Below are 18146 nucleotides of genomic sequence, written 5' to 3'. Positions count from 1 at the left end.
GCAAAAAATTTCAAGTACAAAATAATAGTAAAATAATGCTAAAAACTTCCCTTCCTTTTGCTTGTTTTGACTGAATTTTGACCAAAAATAAATAAATGAATATAATTATTGTTAAAATTAAGTTAATTCAATAGCCCCTAAAAAGCCAATAAATGGAAAAATCAACGCGTTAAAAACGTCATTTAGGCCACTATCTCGTACCTTTGGGCATGGAGTATTTTAGAAAGCTGCTTGATTTATTAAAAACCGAACGGGAAGAAGACCATAATCAGTACCGTAAACTCACCGAGCAATCTTCCGTGGCCGAGCGCCGGGCCAACGGCCTGACGTGGTATCCGGTAGCAATCAGAGGATCTGAAATGAGCCGGGGAGATTATTTGACCGTTGAACTCGAACGCACCACTCACCAAGATATTTCGCATCAATTTCGGTTTGGGATGCCTGCCGTATTTTTTTGTAACCACGACCCCAAAAATGACCGTGTTGAAGGAACCGTAACGCATCAAAACGGCAATCGCCTGAAAATAACCTTGCGCACTGATGAGCTGCCAGAGTGGTCGAGGGATGGGAAACTAGGCATTGACGTTCTTTTTGACGATAACAGTTACGAAGAAATGCAATCCGCCCTAAAGCAGGCGGCGGCGGTGTATGACAAAAGCACAAGCGAACCCACTGCGAGGCTGGTTCATATTTTAACGGGAGAAAAAAAGCCGACTTTTCAAGAGCAGGTTCCCTACTTCAGTGCCCCAAAACTGAATTCTTCGCAGCAATCTGCCGTCCATAAAATTTTGAGTGCCAACGAGCTTGCTATCGTACACGGGCCTCCGGGAACGGGGAAAACCACGACCTTGGTGCAAGCAATCAAGGCGTTGGTCAAGGCCGAAAATCAAAAAGTGCTCGTAGTGGCGCCGAGCAATACAGCGGTAGATTTGTTGAGTGAAAAACTGCACGAAGAAGGGCTCAATGTGCTGCGCGTTGGCAATCCTGCCCGCGTCACCGAACGATTGATGGCGCTGACGCTCGACAGCAAAATGGCCGAACACCCCCAAATGAAAGAAGCGAAGCGCCTTAAAAAACAGGCGCAGGAGTTTAAGGGCATGGCGCACAAGTATAAACGTAATTTTGGCAAATCCGAACGTGACCAACGCAAGTTGCTTTTTGACGAAGCCCACAAGATTATGAAAGAAGTGGGCAATACTGAGCAGTACATCATCGATGATTTGTTGGTCAAAGCGCAGGTGGTTACGGCTACGTTGGTTGGTTCTAATCATTACACCGTCAGGGAGTTGCGTTATCATACGGTCGTGATTGATGAGGCGGGTCAGGCGCTTGAGCCTGCGTGTTGGATTCCAGTGCTGAAAGCCCAAAAAGTGATTCTGGCGGGCGACCATTGCCAATTATCTCCCACCATAAAATCGGATGCTGCGGCCAAAAACGGATTGAGTACAACGTTGCTCGAAAAGTGCGTAAACACGCATCCCGAGGCCGTTACGCTGCTCGAAGAACAATACCGAATGAATGAGCAGATTATGGGTTATTCTTCCCAAATCTTTTATCATAACAAACTCAAAGCGCACGCGTCGGTGGCGCAGCGGCGGCTTTTTGCAGACGATAAACCCCTGTTGTTTATTGACACTGCTGGTTGCGGCTTTGAAGAAAAGTTGGAAGGCACCAGTAGTACCAACCCTGAAGAGGCGGCCTTGCTCCTCAAGCACCTCGTGCTGCTTACGGCCGAATGGGAAACTAAAAAAACGGGTGAAACTTTTCCGAGTATTGCCGTGATTGCGCCTTACAAACAGCAGATTCAGGTACTGGCCGAACAACTCAGCCATGTGCCCGAACTGCAACCGTATTGGGCTCAGATTGCCGTCAATACCGTGGATAGTTTTCAGGGACAAGAACGCGACGTGGTCTATATCAGCATGACCCGCAGCAACAGCGAAGGAATCATTGGTTTTTTGGCCGACATCCGCCGGATGAACGTGGCCATGACCCGCGCCCGCAAGAAACTCGTCGTAGTGGGCGACAGCGCTACCTTGGCTCAATTTCCGTTTTACGCCGATTTTATTACCTACGTCGAAGGCCTCGACGCGTATCAGAGCGCTTGGGAATTGATGTAGAAATATGACTATATTTTAACTGAAAAAAAGAGATTTTCTTTCTTTTGTGGCAAAAAATGCCAATATTCGCTAACAACGATGAAAAACACTGTGTTGAATTAGCCAGCACCTCGGCTTTTACATCCGATTTTACGCAACCCATTATACCTTATATACTCAATCATGCTTCCTGAAAAAAATAAGGTTCTTGTTCTTTTCACGCACCCACTTTTGGAAAGATCCCGAGCCAATCGTTTGATTTTAAAGTCGTACTCCGATCGAGAGGATGTCACGTTTCATGATTTATATGAACGCTATCCTGATTTTAACATTGATGTGGAGTACGAGAAAGAGCTCCTTTTACAACACGAGATGATTATTTGGCATCATCCTTTTTATTGGTATAGTTGTCCGCCGTTGTTGAAGCAATGGATAGACATGGTGCTGGAGGTAGGTTGGGCGTATGGGCCAGGTGGAGATGCCTTAGAAGGAAAATCTATTTTACAGACCATTACGGTAGGGGGAGGTGTACAGGCGTATCAAGAAAGTGGTCATAATCGGTTTACTATCAGAGAGTTTCTTCGGCCTTTTGAACAAACGGCCAATCTCTGCAAGATGAATTATTTCCCTCCTTTTGTGATTCACGGTACCCACCGTTTAGACAAACAGGGTTTTGCGGACTATGCTACTGAGCTTGGGTTGTTTTTAGACAATTGGCAGGATATTCAATACCAACCAAACCTATATCAACACACGTACATTAATGATCTTCTCAAAAAAATAGCGACCACAAAATGAGCACAGGATTTTTATTTCAAGCATTAGTATTTATGGGGGCGTCGATTGTGCTTGTGCCTATTGCCAAAAAAATCGGGTTGAGTTCCGTGCTTGGGTATTTGGTAGCAGGTATATTGATTGGGCCTTTCGTGTTGGGTTTTGTGGGTGAAAACGGGCAAGACATCATGCACGCTTCAGAATTTGGGGTGGTGATGATGCTTTTTTTGATTGGTTTAGAGCTTAATCCCCGCAAATTCTGGGAAATGCGAAAAGCCATTCTCGGTTTGGGAGGACTTCAGGTAGCGGGGACAACGGTCTTGCTTTTTATCAGTTTTCTGTTGATGAAATGGCAGTGGGAAATGGCCTTAGCGGTGGCGTTGGCGTTTTCGATGTCTTCGACGGCGATTGTCTTGCAAACATTGAAAGAAAAAAATATCTCAAGAACCATCGCTGGGGAAGCCTCGTTTTCGGTACTTCTTTTTCAAGATATTGCCGTCATTCCCATTTTGGCACTTTTGCCGCTTTTGGGTACACCACATGCGGGGGCAGAGACCCATGCGTCGCTTTTTTCGGAGCAACCCGCTTGGATTCAGGCGATTTCGGTTTTTGTAGTAGTGGGATTGATTCTGTTAATCGGGAAGTTTTTGGTCGTTCCTTTTCTGCGATTTGTGTCCAAAAGCCAAATGCGCGAGTTGTTTGTGGCAGCGGCGTTGTTTATCGTGGTAGGCGTAGCGGCGCTGATGCAGGCGGTAGGATTAAGCCCTGCGTTGGGCACATTTTTGGCTGGAATGGTTTTGGCCAATACCGAGTTTCGGCATGAGTTGGAGAGCGACATTGAGCCGTTTAAGGGATTATTGCTTGGATTGTTTTTTGTGAGCGTGGGTGCCACCATTGATTTTGACCAAATCATGAGCGACCCTGCCACCATTGCGCTGCTGGTGGTGTTGGTACTGGTCTTAAAATTTATCGTTTTGATTATTACGGGCAAACTGTTCAAAATGAGCAGTGACCAAAACCTCATCTTTTCTTTTGGACTTAGTCAGGTGGGAGAATTTGCCTTCGTTTTGTTGTCATTTTCTAGCCAAATTAATTTATTGGATGCCGTTTGGAATGCAAAACTGATGGCCGTCGTTGCCATTACGATGGCTTCCACTCCGTTGGTTTTATTGCTCAATGAAAAGTTGATAGAGCCTTATTTTGGGGTAAAAACCAAGGGAGAGGAGCAGGAAGAGTCTGACACGATTGATACCCAACACAAAGTAATCATCGCCGGATTTGGGCATTTTGGGAGTACAGTCGGGCGGTTTTTACGAGCCAATGGAATCAAAGCTACAATTTTAGATAATGATTCGGACCGGGTAGATTTACTGCGTCGAATGGGGTTTGAGGTGTATTTTGGCGATGCTACCCGAGTGGACTTGCTGGAAGCCGCTGGGGCTTCAGAAGCGGCCATTTTGATTGCGGCCATCGACCCGCCAGAACTGAACCATCTTTTGGTTGAAACCGCCAAGAAAAAATATCCTAATCTGCGCATTTTTGCCCGGGCGCGCAATCGCTATGATGCCTATGACCTTATGGACATGCACGTGGAGCATATCTACCGCGAAACGCTCGATACGGCGGTTAGGTTAGGGGTGGATGCAATGGTCAAGTTGGGCTTCCGAAAATACACCGCCACCCGGCAAGGACAAAAATTTATTCATTATGATGAGCAATCGCTAGAAAAACTATCAAAAAATCGCCATAATGTGAAAGAGTATGCATTATCGGTACGTGAGCAAGTACAGTGGCAGGAGCAAATCCTGCAAAACGACTTATTTCTGGCCAAAGAAGAGACAGATATAAGCTGGGACAGCGAACACTTAAGGCAAGTAGTAACCCAAAACGACCCCAAAAAATGAGATGCGTATTCCTGTAAGAAAAGAACTACAACTGCCATCGGCATCGTTTACGACGATTGAGCTGCAAGAAGCTCATTTTGACCCCAATTGGCATTTTCATCCACATTACCAACTTTTTACGGTGCTTGAAGGAACTGGTACGCGCTTCATTGGTGACGATATCAGGCACTTTGAGGCGGGTGATACCGTTTTTTTAGGGCCTAATATTCCGCACCTTTGGCGGAGCGACCGGGCGTATTTTGAGGGAAACTCACAACTAAAAACCCACGGCATCGTGGCGTACTTTACAGAAGATTTTCTGGGCGAGGGTTTCTTTGATAAACCCGAAATGCACGTTTTAAAACAGTTGTTGGAAAAAGGGCAAAGAGGGTTGGACATCAGGGGAGCAGCCCGCCAAATGGTAAGAGAAAACCTCAAAAAAATTGCGTCTAATCAAGGTTTTGAGACCATTTTAGAATTGTTGACCACGCTACATCACTTGGCAAATTCTTCGGAAGTGATGTATATTACGAGCGTGGGTTACGTCAATACCCATAAAGTATCGGAGACCGAGCGGATGCAGCGGGTGTATGAATACGTGATGAAACACTTCAAAGAAGAGATTCGTCTGAACGAAGTCGCTGCACTGGCCAACATGACCGAAGCGGCTTTTTGTCGGTACTTTAAAAGTCGTACCAACAAAACTTTTTCGGACTTTGTGAGCGAAATTCGCATCGGTCATGCGTGCAAGCTGTTGGTGCAAGAAAAATATTCTGTCACCCAAATATGTTACGAAAGCGGGTTCAACACCGTCTCAAATTTCAATCGCCAGTTTAAAAACCAAACGGGGAAGTCACCTTTGCAGTACCAGAAGGTGTACATGAGAGGCGGGGAGTAAATTATTAACCCTCAAGCGTAACAGGGCAAATTATGGCAGAACATTTAGACACTGGCAAGCTCGGTGAAGACAAAGCGGCGGCTTTTTTGCAGGACAAAGGCTACGAAATTTTGGTTCGTAACTATCGTTTTCGCCATTCGGAGATTGATATTATTGCCAAAAAGAACAAAATCCTGACCTTCGTTGAGGTAAAAACCCGCACCAACGTCAGTTTTGGAATGCCCGAGGAGTTTGTGGATGCCACCAAGCGCCGGCTCATCATGAAAGCCGCCGAGCAGTATATTTTTGATATAGACTGGCAGGGTGACATTCGTTTTGACGTAATCTCGGTCATTATTACGCAGCATACCACCCGGATTGAGCACATTGAAGACGCCTTTTATTAAATCCATGGATACGGTCCGACGGTTTTGAACCGTCAGACCGTATCCATCGATTTAACACACTTTTTACATGGTAACAAAAGCGATTTCTTCTTTTTCTAAAATAGCCGTTGCCCGTTCGCTGTGTTGAATCAGAATTTTGATGTTTTTCTTCGGGATGTCATCATCATCGTCGAGCCATTTCCAATCTTCGGCGGTGGCATCCAACAGGCTGAGCAGTTCAACCATCTTTTTCTCTTTTTCTCGGGCCAAAAAAGCATCAAAATGTGTGATGTAGAGTGCTATATTGGCTTGTTTAATCCACGATAAATCATTCAGTAAACCGTCCAATAAATCCATATCTGGCTCAAAATCAGGCAGGTTGAGGGCCTTTTCGATTTCGTTGTAAAAATCGCTTAATGTTTGGGCTTTGGTGCCGTCGATTTGGGCGAGTTTGTAATTTTTAAAGTTAGTAAGGCCCTGTTCGGAAGACAAAAGGATAATGTTTGCCATAAATTAATCAGTTGAAATTTGTACTATTGTTTACAAATAAAGGGGTAATTGAATCGTAACCCGCGTACCCGTCGGAAAAATATCCTCCACCTTAAAAGCCCCCCGAGGCTGTCCTTCGGTAGTGGGAAGCGCCGAAATTCGATCGGCGGTTACTTTCATGCCGAGCGATTGTTTTTTGCGCTGTTGTTTTTGATGAATTTCGGCGGCCGCTTTTCGGCCTACACCATTGTCCTGAATTTCGACCCAAAGGCTTTTATCGGCCTGCCAAATTCTAATGGAAAGCTGTCCTTTTTCATTTGTTTTGTGCCTTAATCCGTGCAGTATGGCATTTTCAACAAACGGCTGTAGAATCAACGGTGGCAGTTGGCATTTGTTAGGTACGGTTTCATCCAGCGTTATGTCGTAAGAAAAAGCCCCTTCGGCGCGTTCTTTTTCTAGCTCAATGTACAGTTTCAGCGTATCCAGCTCCTGCGTGAGCGGAATCAGGTCATACTGTGAATTTTCTAAGATGTTTCTTACCAAAAGAGAGAAGTTTTGTAGAAAAGCGGAGGCTTTATCTGCCTGATTGCTAAGTATATAATACTCAATGGTATTCATGCAATTGAACACAAAATGGGGGTTCATTTGCGCCCGTAGCGCCTTGTTTTCTGCTTCAGCCCGTTGTTGTCTAATGCTTGCTTCTCGGCGTTCTTGGATCAATTTTGCCCGATAAAACCAGTACAAAATCCCTAAGAGAGACGTCAATGTCAGGGCACGAAACCACCAAGTTTTCCAAAAAGGCGGCTCAATTGATATTTTAAAGGAAATAGGGGCATTCCATTTTCCTGAATCATTGAGTGTTCTTACCCAAAAAGTGTAGTCTCCGCCGTCGAGGTTGGTATATGTAATGGTATGCTTGGCGTGAGGGGCTGACCAGTCGTTGGCAAATCCTTCTAGTTTATGGCTGAATACGGCTTTTTGGGGATTAATAAAGTCCAAGGCCGTAAATTCAAAGGTAATGATATTTTGGTCATAATGAATATTGATGGGCGAGGAGGCTACTTGGTTTTGATTAAAAGGAATTTCCTGCTCCAGCACCTTAAAACCAGTAAAAACCAAGGGGGCTGAGGCGGGGTTTTGGAGCAACTTTGAAGGGCGAAAGTAGCTGACTGCCCCAATGAAATTAACAAAAAGTTGCCCATTAACGGCGCTGATGCGGTCGTACATAAAACTGCCGAATAAGCCGTCATTTACCGTAAATTGACGAAAATTCCGATTTTTTTGGTCAAAAACATACAAATTTCCCTGCGTACTTATCCACACATTTTGGTCAGAATCAATAAATAAGTCATTGCACTGACTGGCATTGAAACCTTCTTTTTCGGTAAAATTCTTAAACGTTTTTTGCGGAACATCCAGCACCGAAAGGCCGCCGCGCGCGGCAATCCAAAGTTTGCCTTTTTGGTCAAAAGCCATTCCTAAAACCACATTCAGGTCGTCGTTGGTAGGGTTTTGCTGAATAAACTGCGTGATTTTGTGCGTTTTAGTATTAAAATAATTGAGCCCTTTTCGGGTTGCTACCCAAAGATTCTGTTGATTGTCAAGTAATAATCGGTTGACAACAAAATCAGAAAGCCCCGCTTCCGTGCTGAACTGTTGGACGCGCTGGGTTTGGGCATCAATGCGCAGAATGCCCCCGCTCGAAGCCACCCAAAGCGTATTAGAAGCGTCGGAGACGATGTCATAAATTACTTTCTTGGCACCTTGATGGGAAGGTTGAAGCGCAAATTCTTGAAAAGAATCATGAACGGGGTCATACCAAAAAAGCCCGTCTTCGGTTCCTGCCCATAGCCGATTTCGGTGGTCAAAATAGACCGAGCGCAGGTTTCGGTGCCCCACGTTGGCATCGGTATTCAGATAATATTTGAGTAGTTTTTGACGCTTAAAATCGTATTTCAACACGCCGCAGCCCCACGAAGCCATCCACAAAATATTAGAATCGTGGGGGTCGGGTTTTAGCTCAAAAATACTGTTGTCGATGTAAGGGTTTCCCAGCTCTTGTAGGAAAGGCAACTTGAGAGAACGAATTCGATTGTCGTCAAAAACTACTTTACTGACTCCCATTTGCGTCATTATCCACAGATTTTTTTGATTGTCAAGGTAAAAATTGTTGACAAATGGACTGACCAAATTCGTTTCAAGGGGAGGATTGACGAGTGCTTTGGTAAAAACGTGCGTGTGGATATTAAATGTAAATAACCCTTTGCCAAAGGTGGCGCACCATAAAATAGAGTCGCCAGTAAGTTGAGGAAAAAATGCTACCTTTTTTATGACTGCAAATGGCTTTTTGAGGTTTTTCTGTTCGGGAAAATACAACGCAAATTGGCCACTCTCTACCTCAAGAGATTGAACGCCTCCGCCTTCTGACCCTACCCAAATTTTACCTTCGGCATCTTCCGTGATGCTGTTGATTTCGTTTTTTTCGCTGTATTCGGTGTTTGGGTCTTGGTGGGCGTATTCCTTGTAAGTATTGGTTTTAGGAAAATACCTAAACAAGCCGCTGTGAATTGTGCCTACCCAAATGTCTCCTTTACGGCTCTTAAAAAGTCGTAAGAAATAGTTGGTTTTTCGCTCGCTTAGCTTCGTGGCAAAGAGTCTTTTTTTTACCCAATTGTACTTCATCAGGCCTGCGCCGTTGGCGGCTATCCAGATGTTTGGGCCATCGGCCAGAATGGGCATAAAAACCCACCTCCCGTTGTTTTTTTTATAATAAACGTACTGAAAGTTGTCGTGTGTTTCGTCATAATAGCACACTCCAGTTTCCATACTAACCCAGATTCGGCCCGTAGAGTCGGCGGTGATGGCGTAGAGTCTACGCCCCCTGATACCGTGAATATCGGTGGGGTTATAGGTGTAATTTTTGAAATGAAGGCCGTCATAACGACACAATCCATTGCGGGTTACAATCCAGAGAAAACCGCGTTTATCCTTTAGGGCATCGACCGTAATATCGGAGGCTAGTCCTTCTCGTTGGGTATAGTTATCAAAGGTGAGTTGTGATGGGATTTGGGCAAATGTGGAAAAACGGAGGCCCCACCATAAAAACAATAGTTTGATGTGATAGCCCCGTAAATACATGGTTTGGATGAGCGAAAAGTTATAGTTTAGGGCCAAACGAGAGGTCGCCCGCATCACCTAAACCGGGAACGATGTAGTAGCGCGCGTCTAGTTTTTCGTCAATGGCTCCTACCCAAAGGCGGCATTCAGACATCCGATTTTGCAGATACGACACTCCTTCTGGGCTGGCAATGACGGCAGCAATGTGGGTTTGGGCGGGAATTCCAAAACGCAACAAGGCGTGATACACTTTCTCAATAGAACGTCCCGTGGCGAGCATCGGGTCCATCAAAATCAGCGTGCGATCCTGCAAATCGGGAGCTGTGATGTAATCCATTTCTACTTCAAACTCGTCGTCGCCGATGTGATGCCCTCGGTAAGCACCGATAAACGCGTTGTCGGCTTGGTCAAAAAAATGCAGAAAACCTTGGTGAAAAGGCAGACTGGCGCGTAGAATTGTGGCTAACACAGGAGGTTGTCGCAACAACCGCGTAGAGGCTTTGCCCAATGGGGTAACAACATCGACCTGACGATACGGCAACGATTTTGAGATTTCATAGGCCAAAAGTTCGCCTACCCGCTCTAAATTACGACGAAAACGCAGGCGGTCCTGCTGAATATTGACATCGCGCAGCTCGGCTAAAAAATGATTAGCAATTGATGGTTGTTGAGTAAGGACAAACATAATGAAGAGGAAATAGGCGGTTTGGTTTTGTGGCGTTACATTTGTAGCAACGATAATACGAACTCATTCGCGGAAAAGCAAAGTGAAATAGAACAGGGTTTGGAATCCACCCAAATCTCCGCTCACAAAACGCATGAAAAAGCTACTGCTTCTGTTGCCAATTATTGGCTTGGGCCTATCTGGATGCCAAGATTCAACGCTGGACACAAACACCCCGCCTGCGGGCATTGCGCTTTCGTTTGATGATCGCTACGTAGAAGAATGGACCCGCCTGCGGCCTTTGTTAAAGAAATACAACGCCAAGGCTACTTTTTACGTTACGCAGTTTGACAGCCTTACGCCCAAAGAAATTGAGCAGTTGCACCAATTGGTGCTCGACGGCCACGAAATCGGCGCCCACGGAGCCGCGCATATTAGGGTGTTGGATTGGCTGCGGGGCGGGGGAGCGTTGGAGGATTTTTATCGTTATGAAATTGAAGCCGAGCTGCTGTCCATGCGTAAAGCTGGCTTTAAGCCTGTGACTTTTGCGCACGTTGGCGGTCAACAAACGTGGTACACGGACCGACGCTTGTTGAAAGATTATTTTACGCTGTTGCGTGATGTGTCCATGACCGAGCGACGGGTGTCTTGGCTTACTTTTCGGCAGCCCGTTTTTGCCATCGACGATATTTACTACCATTTTGACGGCAACCCTAAAGTACATTCGCTGTTGATTGATCAATACACCAACATCACCGATGCGCAATTGAAGGACGGCTTGATTCGTGCCAAAAATACACACTCCGTTCTGATGCTTTTGGGGCACCGCCCTTTGTTTGAGGCATCAGATGAGCCGTACGCGTTTTCGGTGAGTCGGTTGGAAAATGTGCTGGCCGAAGCCCAACGGATGGGCCTCAAATCGTACAAAATGGCGGAACTGATTCAGTTGTCAAGTCGTTGAGTGCGAGCTGAATCGCTCTTTCAGTTTCAAAAAAGGTTTTTCAAAATAGTGATACGACAATGACGACACGCCAACGGTTAGAAAAGTAGCCAGCGGATAAAGAATGAGGTTGAAGGTAAGGTGCGGTAAGTCTTTGCCAAAAGCCCATTGAATGAGGTGGACGCTTAACACAATAAAAGCTGTTTGGTAGATATAAAGTCCGTAAGAGATTTTACCGAGGTACGAAATCCAGCCGTATTCTAAGTTGACAATTGAGCGGGGGTTGCTCGAAACGTTGAGAATAAAATACGCAAAAAATAGCCCGTAAAATTCTAAGTTGACGTGGTTGATGTGAACACCCGTAGCAAGACAAAAAAGCAGCAGACCGTAAACTACGATTTGGACATCTTTGCGAAAAAGTACATTGAGGATTTTTTCTTTGCGGTAGTAGACCAGCATCGCACAGCCGCCCCCGGTGACGAGGGTTAAAATGCGGAACTGACTGAAAAAGAATCTAATAATTTCAGGCACGTTGTTTGCATAGAACGTATTGCCCACCCAATAGTAATAAATATAAAACACACCGAAAGTTCCCAGTGAAAAAACGGTTAGTGTAATTAACAGGCGTTTCCAGCTCAGGTGTTGAATAATCCAAGGCCAGAGGTAATAGAATTGTTCTTCTACACCAATGGACCAGGTTTGGGCCGATAAGTAAGGCGAGCCGTAAAGGATGAAGCCAATGTTGGGTAAAACAATCAAAAAAAGTGACAAACGCTCATAAAAATTGTGGGCCATGAACGAAATCTCGTTGTTTGGTGCTACAAAAAAGGGGATATGAGGAAAGACAAAAAAAGCTAAAATGACAATTAAAAAATAGAGTGGCCAAATCCGCAAAATACGCCGAATGTAGAAATCACGGGTATTGATGGCCCCAAAACGGCCTTTTTCGTGCAGCAAAAGATAGGTAATCAAAAAGCCGCTCAGTACGAAAAATAAATCAACCCCCAATTTTCCCATACTTTTTATGAGGTGATAATCATAAAAATGCGGAATTTTGAACACTTCTTTGACTTGCTCAATATGGTGTATGAGTACCGAAAAGGCGGCAATAAAGCGCACGCCGTTAAGATTTGGAAAATATACGGTATTTGAAGACTTACTCAAGAGGATAAACTATTGTTTAAAGAGCTACAAAAATAACTTAATTTGCGCCAAGTAGCGATATAATTTAACAGCGTATATGAGTTTTAGACAATTACTACTGCTTATGGGATTACGGAAACAGGGAAGAAGCACGGAAAAAGAGCGGTGTTTTGTGCGGGGTAGCTTCTACGGTTTCTTATGGTTGTTGGTTTTACAAATACCTTCTTTTGCCCAATCACAGTTTGTGCCACTCAATGATGACTACTATCATTTGATTGACCGTTTTGAAATTCGTCGGGGCCGCTTGTCCGAAGATTTTCATATTGGGGTGAAGCCATTTCAGCGCAAGGCGGTGGTGAGTCTTTTAGACAGTATCGAGGCTGACCGTACCATGCCGCTCAACGACATAGACTATTTTAATCTTCATTATTTACGGCAGGATAACTGGGAGTGGTCTACTAACAAAACGCCAATGAGCCAAAAACGGTTTATGAAACGTTTTTACGAGCGGCCTTCTGATTTTTATTCTGTTCAAAACAAGGATTTAGATTTGCATTTAAGCCCGGTCACGCATTTGATTTTAGGCGGAGAAAACAGCTCCAAAGATTACTTGTGGCTGACGGCACGGGGGGTTGAGATGCGAGGCGTTATTGGTAAAAAACTGGGTTTTTATACCTACGTTACCGATACGCAAGGAATGTTTGGTAAGTATGTACGAGATTATACCCTCAACGTTCGAGAAATCTATTTGGGCTATCCGCTGTATGTATTGCCCGGTGAAAGTTTTGTCAAAAGCATCCGCACGTATGGGGTAGATTTTATCTCGGCCAGGGGATACATTACTTTCAATCCTATCAAACAAATCAATCTTCAATTTGGACACGATAAAAACGTGATGGGGAGCGGATACCGCTCTATGTTGCTCTCGGACTGGAGTTCGCCGTACTTATTCTTAAAAATGACGACACAGCTGGGGCGATTCCAGTACACCAACCTTTGGGCGAATATGCTCTACAACCAAGTGGGTCGGAGGCCCGAAGAGCCCATCAACAAAAAATTTGCCGCTATTCACCACCTCAGCATCAACTTATCCAAAAACATCAGTTTGGGTATCTATGAGGCGGAAGTATTTGGGAGAGAAAACAACACCTTTGACCTCAATTATCTCAATCCTATCATCTTTTACCGCTACCTCGAAACCTATTTGGGCAGTTCCGACAATGCCTTGCTGGGGGTGGATTTTCGTTGGAACTTTCTCAAACACTTTGGATTTTATAGCCAATTCATGTTGGATGAGTTCAAAACATCCGAATATTTTGGGAAAAATGGTTCTTGGGGTAAAAAATATGCATTTCAGGCGGGTCTTAAATACGTGGATGCTTTGGGTATCAAGAACTTAGATTTACAGGCCGAATACAATGTGGCGCGTCCTTTTACGTATTCGCACAAAAATGGGTTCAATAATTACGTGCATTACGACCAATCATTGGCGCACCCGCTGGGGGCAAATTTTTGGGAAGTGGTGGGCTTACTCCGCTATCAGCCCACACGCCGTTTGACGGTTTACGGTACGTTTACCTACTCTAAGCGAGGCGTAGATTCGGATTCATGGAATTATGGCGGCAATATTTATCGCCCCTACGATGACTTTCGGGCGCGGGACGTAGGCAATTTTATCGGCCAGGGAACGCCCGTCAACACCACTTTTGCCGACATGAGGATGTCGTATATGCTCAAACATAATTTTTTCATCGATGGTCGATTGATGGTACGCCAACAGGAGAGTCCGTTGGAATCTCAAAACTTGAGTACAACCTCGGCTACGTTTGGGATTCGACTCAATATCCCTTATCGCCAACAGGTATTTTAAGGATTAATTGGCCGTAATCCAATCGTCGGACGGTTTAAAACCGTCCGACGATTATTTTTTTATTACTTTTGTGGCCATGTATAAGTGGCTCATCCTTCCGATTTTGTTTCGCTTTGATGCCGAGCAGGTGCATCATTTTGTGTGCGGAACCCTCCAATTCTTGTTTAAAATTCCAGGCGTTCCGTTTTTGTTCAGGCAATTGTTTACCTATGAAGACCCTTCGCTGGAGCGGGAAGTTTTTGGCCTGAAGTTTAAAAATCCCGTAGGCTTGGCTGCTGGATTTGACAAAAATGCGGAGCTAGTGGAAGAGATGGCGTGTTTGGGCTTTGGTTTTGTTGAAATCGGGACCGTAACGCCCTTGCCCCAACCTGGAAATGATATACCAAGGTTATTTCGGTTGAAGCCCGACCGGGCGCTCATCAATCGCATGGGGTTCAATAATCAGGGAGCGGCGGCGGCGGCCAAGCGACTGCGTCAACGTAAAACCAACATCCTGATTGGGGGAAATATTGGTAAAAATAAGGTGACGCCCAACGAAAATGCCCTCGACGATTACCTCAAATGTTTTGACGAGCTTTACGATACCGTTGACTATTTTGTGGTGAATGTAAGCTCGCCCAATACGCCTGGCCTGCGCGATTTGCAAGAAAAAGAGCCTTTGACCAAGATTTTGCTGGCCTTAAAGAAACGAAGTCAAGAATTGGAAAATCGGCAATCATCCGTAGTAGGAAAGGCCCCTAAACCCATTCTTCTTAAAATTGCTCCCGACTTGACGGATAGCCAATTAGACGATATCATCGAGATTGTCACTACGTCAAAAATAGCGGGTGTTATTGCCACAAATACGACAATTAGTCGCGCAGATTTGGCAACCGACGACGAAACCCTAAAAAAAATCGGAGCTGGTGGGCTAAGCGGAGCCCCGTTGACACATCGTTCGACCGAAGTTATTCGTTATATTTGCGAGAAGTCAAATCACTCCTTTCCCGTCATTGGCGTAGGAGGGATTGGTTCACCAGAAGAAGCCCGCGAAAAATTGGATGCAGGAGCGAGTTTAGTGCAGATTTACACGGGTTTTATTTATGAAGGACCGGCCTTGGCCAAGCGGATTTGTAAATCCTTGAAATAGAGCTTCAATTTTACCCCATAAAAAGCGCTTGCGCATGAATACCCCCTACTTGAATACATCATCTTGGATGATGCAGGGAACCCGTACGCACTGGCTGTCTTCGTTTTGATCGGTTTTTGATAGTTGCGCTCATTAACGATTCATTGATAAACATTAACCTTTTTTTCATAGATGGCTAAGAATGTTATTCCTTCAACGCCCCAAAAGCGTGAGCGAAAAAGCACTGCCGGCAGCGAGATGGGGCAACCGAAAGCCCCGTTTAAGCAAATGCCTTCAGATCCGCGCAAACAAAAAATGTGGGGTTGGGCATTGGTGTTTTTGTCGCTGTACATGCTGGGCGCCTTTGTGTGGTATCTGTTTACGGGTGCGGCAGACCAAAGCGTGGTGGATTCTGCTTTTACCACCAAACTTCGCATCTCTTCCCGGGAGACTCAAAACGGAATGGGATTTTTTGGCCTGTTGCTTTCCCACTTTTTTATCTTTCGGTGGTTTGGGATAGCGGCCTTAGGGTTCCCGTTTTTGCTGTTTCTGATTGGTTTTAAAATTGCGCAAAAGCGTGAATTATTACCACTCCAACGCACCACACAACTCACCTTAGTGTACATTTTTTTGCTTAGTCTGTTTTTCGGATTTCTCGTTTTAAAAACGGATTCGGTGCGTTCGATGAGTTTTCTGTGCGGTGGAATCGGCTACGAAATCAATAGTTTACTAGACCATTACATCGGCTGGGGTAGCTTCTTTGTGGTCTTGGGGGGCTTCGGAACGGTGCTGGTGTATTTTCACGGCATTAATTCATTTGATGAATTGGCCGACCGATTTGAGAACCCCATCAAAAGAAGAGTAAGGCCTGTTGATTTGGAAGTGGTTTCGGAAGAAGATAAATATCCTGAACCAACCGTAGAAGACGAGGAGGAAGAAGTGATGGCTCCCGCCGTTGCGCAGCCTAAAAAAGAAACCGTGACCGTTGAAGCTGAAAGAGCTAAAACGATTGAATTGAACGGGAACCTACCCAACGGAAAAGCAGCGGCCAAACCAGTCTCTGGTGGGTTGACGCTGATTGTTGAAAATGCGGATGAGATGACAGATGAGAAAAGCCCAGCGGATGAGATACCCGTTTCAGGAACAACCACAAAAATTCCCGTAGTACCCTTTGCGAATGCTGACCACTTAGCCAACGATTTGGTAGCCGAGCACGGGCCTTATGACCCAACGCTTGATTTGCCTAATTACCAATTCCCAACGCTTGATTTGTTGCATAATCGCGGTGAAGGGAGCTCAAAAGTAACGGCGGAAGAGTTGGAAGCCAACAAAGACCGGATTGTAGAAACGCTCGGTAACTACGGTATCAGCATTGCCAGCATCAAAGCAACGATTGGGCCGACGGTTACGCTTTACGAGATTATTCCAGAAGCGGGGGTGCGTATTTCCAAAATTAAAAGTTTAGAAGATGACATTGCGTTGAGCTTGGCGGCGTTGGGGATTCGTATCATTGCGCCCATGCCCGGCAAAGGAACTATCGGAATCGAGGTGCCCAACAAAAACCGCGAAATGGTCTCTATTCGGTCGGTATTGGCGAGTAAGAAGTTTCAGGAAAGTACGTTTGACTTGCCCGTTGCCTTAGGAAAAACCATTTCAAACGAGTTTTTTATCACAGATTTGGCCAAAATGCCTCACTTATTGATGGCGGGGGCCACGGGGCAGGGAAAATCAGTCGGGTTGAATGTGTTGTTGGCCTCGTTGATTTATAAAAAACACCCGGCGTTGCTAAAATTCGTACTGGTCGACCCAAAAAAGGTGGAATTGACCTTGTTTAACAAAATTGAGCGGCATTTTTTGGCCAAGCTTCCCAACAGCGAAGAAGCCATCATTACGGATACCAAAAAAGTGGTTCATACGCTCAATTCCCTCTGTATTGAGATGGACAATCGCTACAATTTGTTGAAAGAAGCGGGCGTTCGCAACGTCAAAGAGTACAACGCTAAGTTTACGCAACGGCAGTTGAGTCCTGAGCGCGGGCATTGTTTCCTGCCTTATATTGTGCTGGTCATCGACGAGTTGGCTGATTTGATGATGACCGCCGGCAAAGAAGTAGAGCAGCCCATTGCGCGTTTGGCGCAGCTGGCGCGGGCCATTGGTATTCACTTGGTGGTGGCGACGCAACGCCCTTCCGTCAACGTGATTACGGGTTTGATTAAAGCCAATTTCCCCGCACGTTTGTCTTTTAGAGTTACCTCAAAAATAGATTCTCGCACCATTCTGGATACGGGCGGAGCTGAGCAACTGGTGGGTATGGGAGACATGCTGCTTTCGTCGGGCTCAGACATGATTCGTTTACAATGTGCATTTGCCGATACCGACGAAATTGATGAAGTGTGTGATTTTATCGGAAACCAACGTGGTTATCCGTCGGCTTACAATCTGCCCGAATTTAGCGGAGACGATGAAGAAACCGACCGCGAAGCCGTTGACCTGACTGACCGTGATTCTATGTTTGATGAAGCCGCGCGGGTTATTGTCATCAGTCAGCAGGGAAGTACATCGTTGATTCAGCGCAAGCTTAAACTGGGTTACAACCGCGCGGGGCGCATCATGGACCAACTGGAAGCGGCGGGTATTGTGGGGCCTTTTGAGGGAAGCAAAGCGCGTGAAGTACTCATTACTGATATTGCATCGTTGGAACAAATGCTTAAAAACTTTTAATTGAAGAAAGTATAAGCCAGCCTTTGACGTTTTCATCGAACAGCACGTAGCTGTTTGTAAAGGTTTTGTCGCTTG

At 45.4% G+C, this 18146-nt stretch carries 13 protein-coding genes; 9 read left to right on the top strand and 4 right to left on the bottom strand.

What is annotated here, in order from left to right; all coding sequences use genetic code 11:
• Nucleotides 1–209: 209 nt before the first annotated feature.
• The 5 genes from NCI00_RS13945 to NCI00_RS13925 all read left to right on the top strand — a co-directional run bounded on the left by NCI00_RS13945 (nucleotide 210) and on the right by NCI00_RS13925 (nucleotide 6040).
• The gene (locus NCI00_RS13945; protein WP_253528552.1) at nucleotides 210–2120 is read left to right on the top strand and encodes an AAA domain-containing protein; all 1911 of its coding nucleotides are present in this window, start codon (nucleotides 210–212) and stop codon (nucleotides 2118–2120) included.
• A 210-nt stretch (nucleotides 2121–2330) separates the two neighbouring features.
• Nucleotides 2331–2897 (top strand): NAD(P)H-dependent oxidoreductase, encoded by a 567-nt coding sequence (locus NCI00_RS13940; protein WP_253528551.1) that lies wholly within the window; start codon nucleotides 2331–2333, stop codon nucleotides 2895–2897.
• Nucleotides 2894–4777, top strand: coding sequence for a monovalent cation:proton antiporter-2 (CPA2) family protein (locus NCI00_RS13935; protein WP_253528550.1), 1884 nt, complete (start codon nucleotides 2894–2896; stop codon nucleotides 4775–4777). Before NCI00_RS13940 ends, NCI00_RS13935 begins: the two co-directional genes overlap by 4 nt.
• A gap of 1 nt (nucleotide 4778) precedes the next feature.
• The gene (locus NCI00_RS13930; protein ID WP_253528549.1) at nucleotides 4779–5654 is read left to right on the top strand and encodes an AraC family transcriptional regulator; all 876 of its coding nucleotides are present in this window, start codon (nucleotides 4779–4781) and stop codon (nucleotides 5652–5654) included.
• A 32-nt stretch (nucleotides 5655–5686) separates the two neighbouring features.
• Nucleotides 5687–6040 carry a YraN family protein gene (locus tag NCI00_RS13925; RefSeq protein ID WP_253528548.1) on the top strand — a complete coding sequence of 118 codons (354 nt, stop codon included), beginning with the start codon at nucleotides 5687–5689 and terminating at the stop codon, nucleotides 6038–6040.
• A 63-nt stretch (nucleotides 6041–6103) separates the two neighbouring features.
• On the opposite strand, the gene NCI00_RS13920 is transcribed toward NCI00_RS13925, so the two are convergent.
• Genes NCI00_RS13920 through upp form a run of 3 tightly spaced genes read right to left on the bottom strand, consistent with a single transcriptional unit; the run spans nucleotide 6104 to nucleotide 10310 of the window.
• Complete coding sequence (locus tag NCI00_RS13920) at nucleotides 6104–6529, bottom strand: barstar family protein (RefSeq protein WP_253528546.1); 426 nt, start codon at nucleotides 6527–6529, stop codon at nucleotides 6104–6106.
• A 30-nt stretch (nucleotides 6530–6559) separates the two neighbouring features.
• Nucleotides 6560–9700: a sensor histidine kinase gene (locus NCI00_RS13915; RefSeq protein WP_253528544.1), complete on the bottom strand. Its 3141-nt coding sequence runs from the start codon at nucleotides 9698–9700 to the stop codon at nucleotides 6560–6562.
• Nucleotides 9666–10310 (bottom strand): uracil phosphoribosyltransferase, encoded by a 645-nt coding sequence (gene upp, locus NCI00_RS13910; RefSeq protein WP_253528543.1) that lies wholly within the window; start codon nucleotides 10308–10310, stop codon nucleotides 9666–9668. Before upp ends, NCI00_RS13915 begins: the two co-directional genes overlap by 35 nt.
• 133 nt (nucleotides 10311–10443) lie before the next feature.
• Between upp and NCI00_RS13905 the strand changes: the two genes are divergently transcribed.
• Nucleotides 10444–11250, top strand: a complete 807-nt coding sequence (locus tag NCI00_RS13905) for a polysaccharide deacetylase family protein (protein ID WP_253528542.1) — start codon at nucleotides 10444–10446, stop codon at nucleotides 11248–11250.
• On the opposite strand, the gene NCI00_RS13900 is transcribed toward NCI00_RS13905, so the two are convergent.
• A complete protein-coding gene (locus tag NCI00_RS13900; RefSeq protein WP_253528541.1) occupies nucleotides 11239–12393 on the bottom strand; it encodes an acyltransferase family protein in 1155 nt (384 codons plus the stop codon). The two genes, NCI00_RS13905 and NCI00_RS13900, sit on opposite strands and share 12 nt — an antisense overlap.
• 103 nt (nucleotides 12394–12496) lie before the next feature.
• Here NCI00_RS13900 and NCI00_RS13895 point away from each other — a divergent pair, with 103 nt between their 5' ends.
• From NCI00_RS13895 to NCI00_RS13885, 3 genes are all read left to right on the top strand, one after another.
• A complete protein-coding gene (locus tag NCI00_RS13895) occupies nucleotides 12497–14242 on the top strand; it encodes a hypothetical protein (protein ID WP_253528539.1) in 1746 nt (581 codons plus the stop codon).
• A 76-nt stretch (nucleotides 14243–14318) separates the two neighbouring features.
• Nucleotides 14319–15371 (top strand): quinone-dependent dihydroorotate dehydrogenase, encoded by a 1053-nt coding sequence (locus tag NCI00_RS13890; protein WP_253528537.1) that lies wholly within the window; start codon nucleotides 14319–14321, stop codon nucleotides 15369–15371.
• Between the two features lie 171 nt (nucleotides 15372–15542).
• Nucleotides 15543–18071 (top strand): FtsK/SpoIIIE family DNA translocase, encoded by a 2529-nt coding sequence (locus NCI00_RS13885; protein ID WP_253528535.1) that lies wholly within the window; start codon nucleotides 15543–15545, stop codon nucleotides 18069–18071.
• The last annotated feature ends 75 nt before the right edge of the window (nucleotides 18072–18146 follow it).

The sequence above is a fragment of the Runella salmonicolor genome, from assembly GCF_024158025.1.
Taxonomy (GTDB): Bacteria; Bacteroidota; Bacteroidia; order Cytophagales; family Spirosomataceae; genus Runella; species Runella salmonicolor.
Note: the sequence above shows the minus strand (reverse complement) of the source record. Positions and strands in the feature narration are given on the sequence as shown.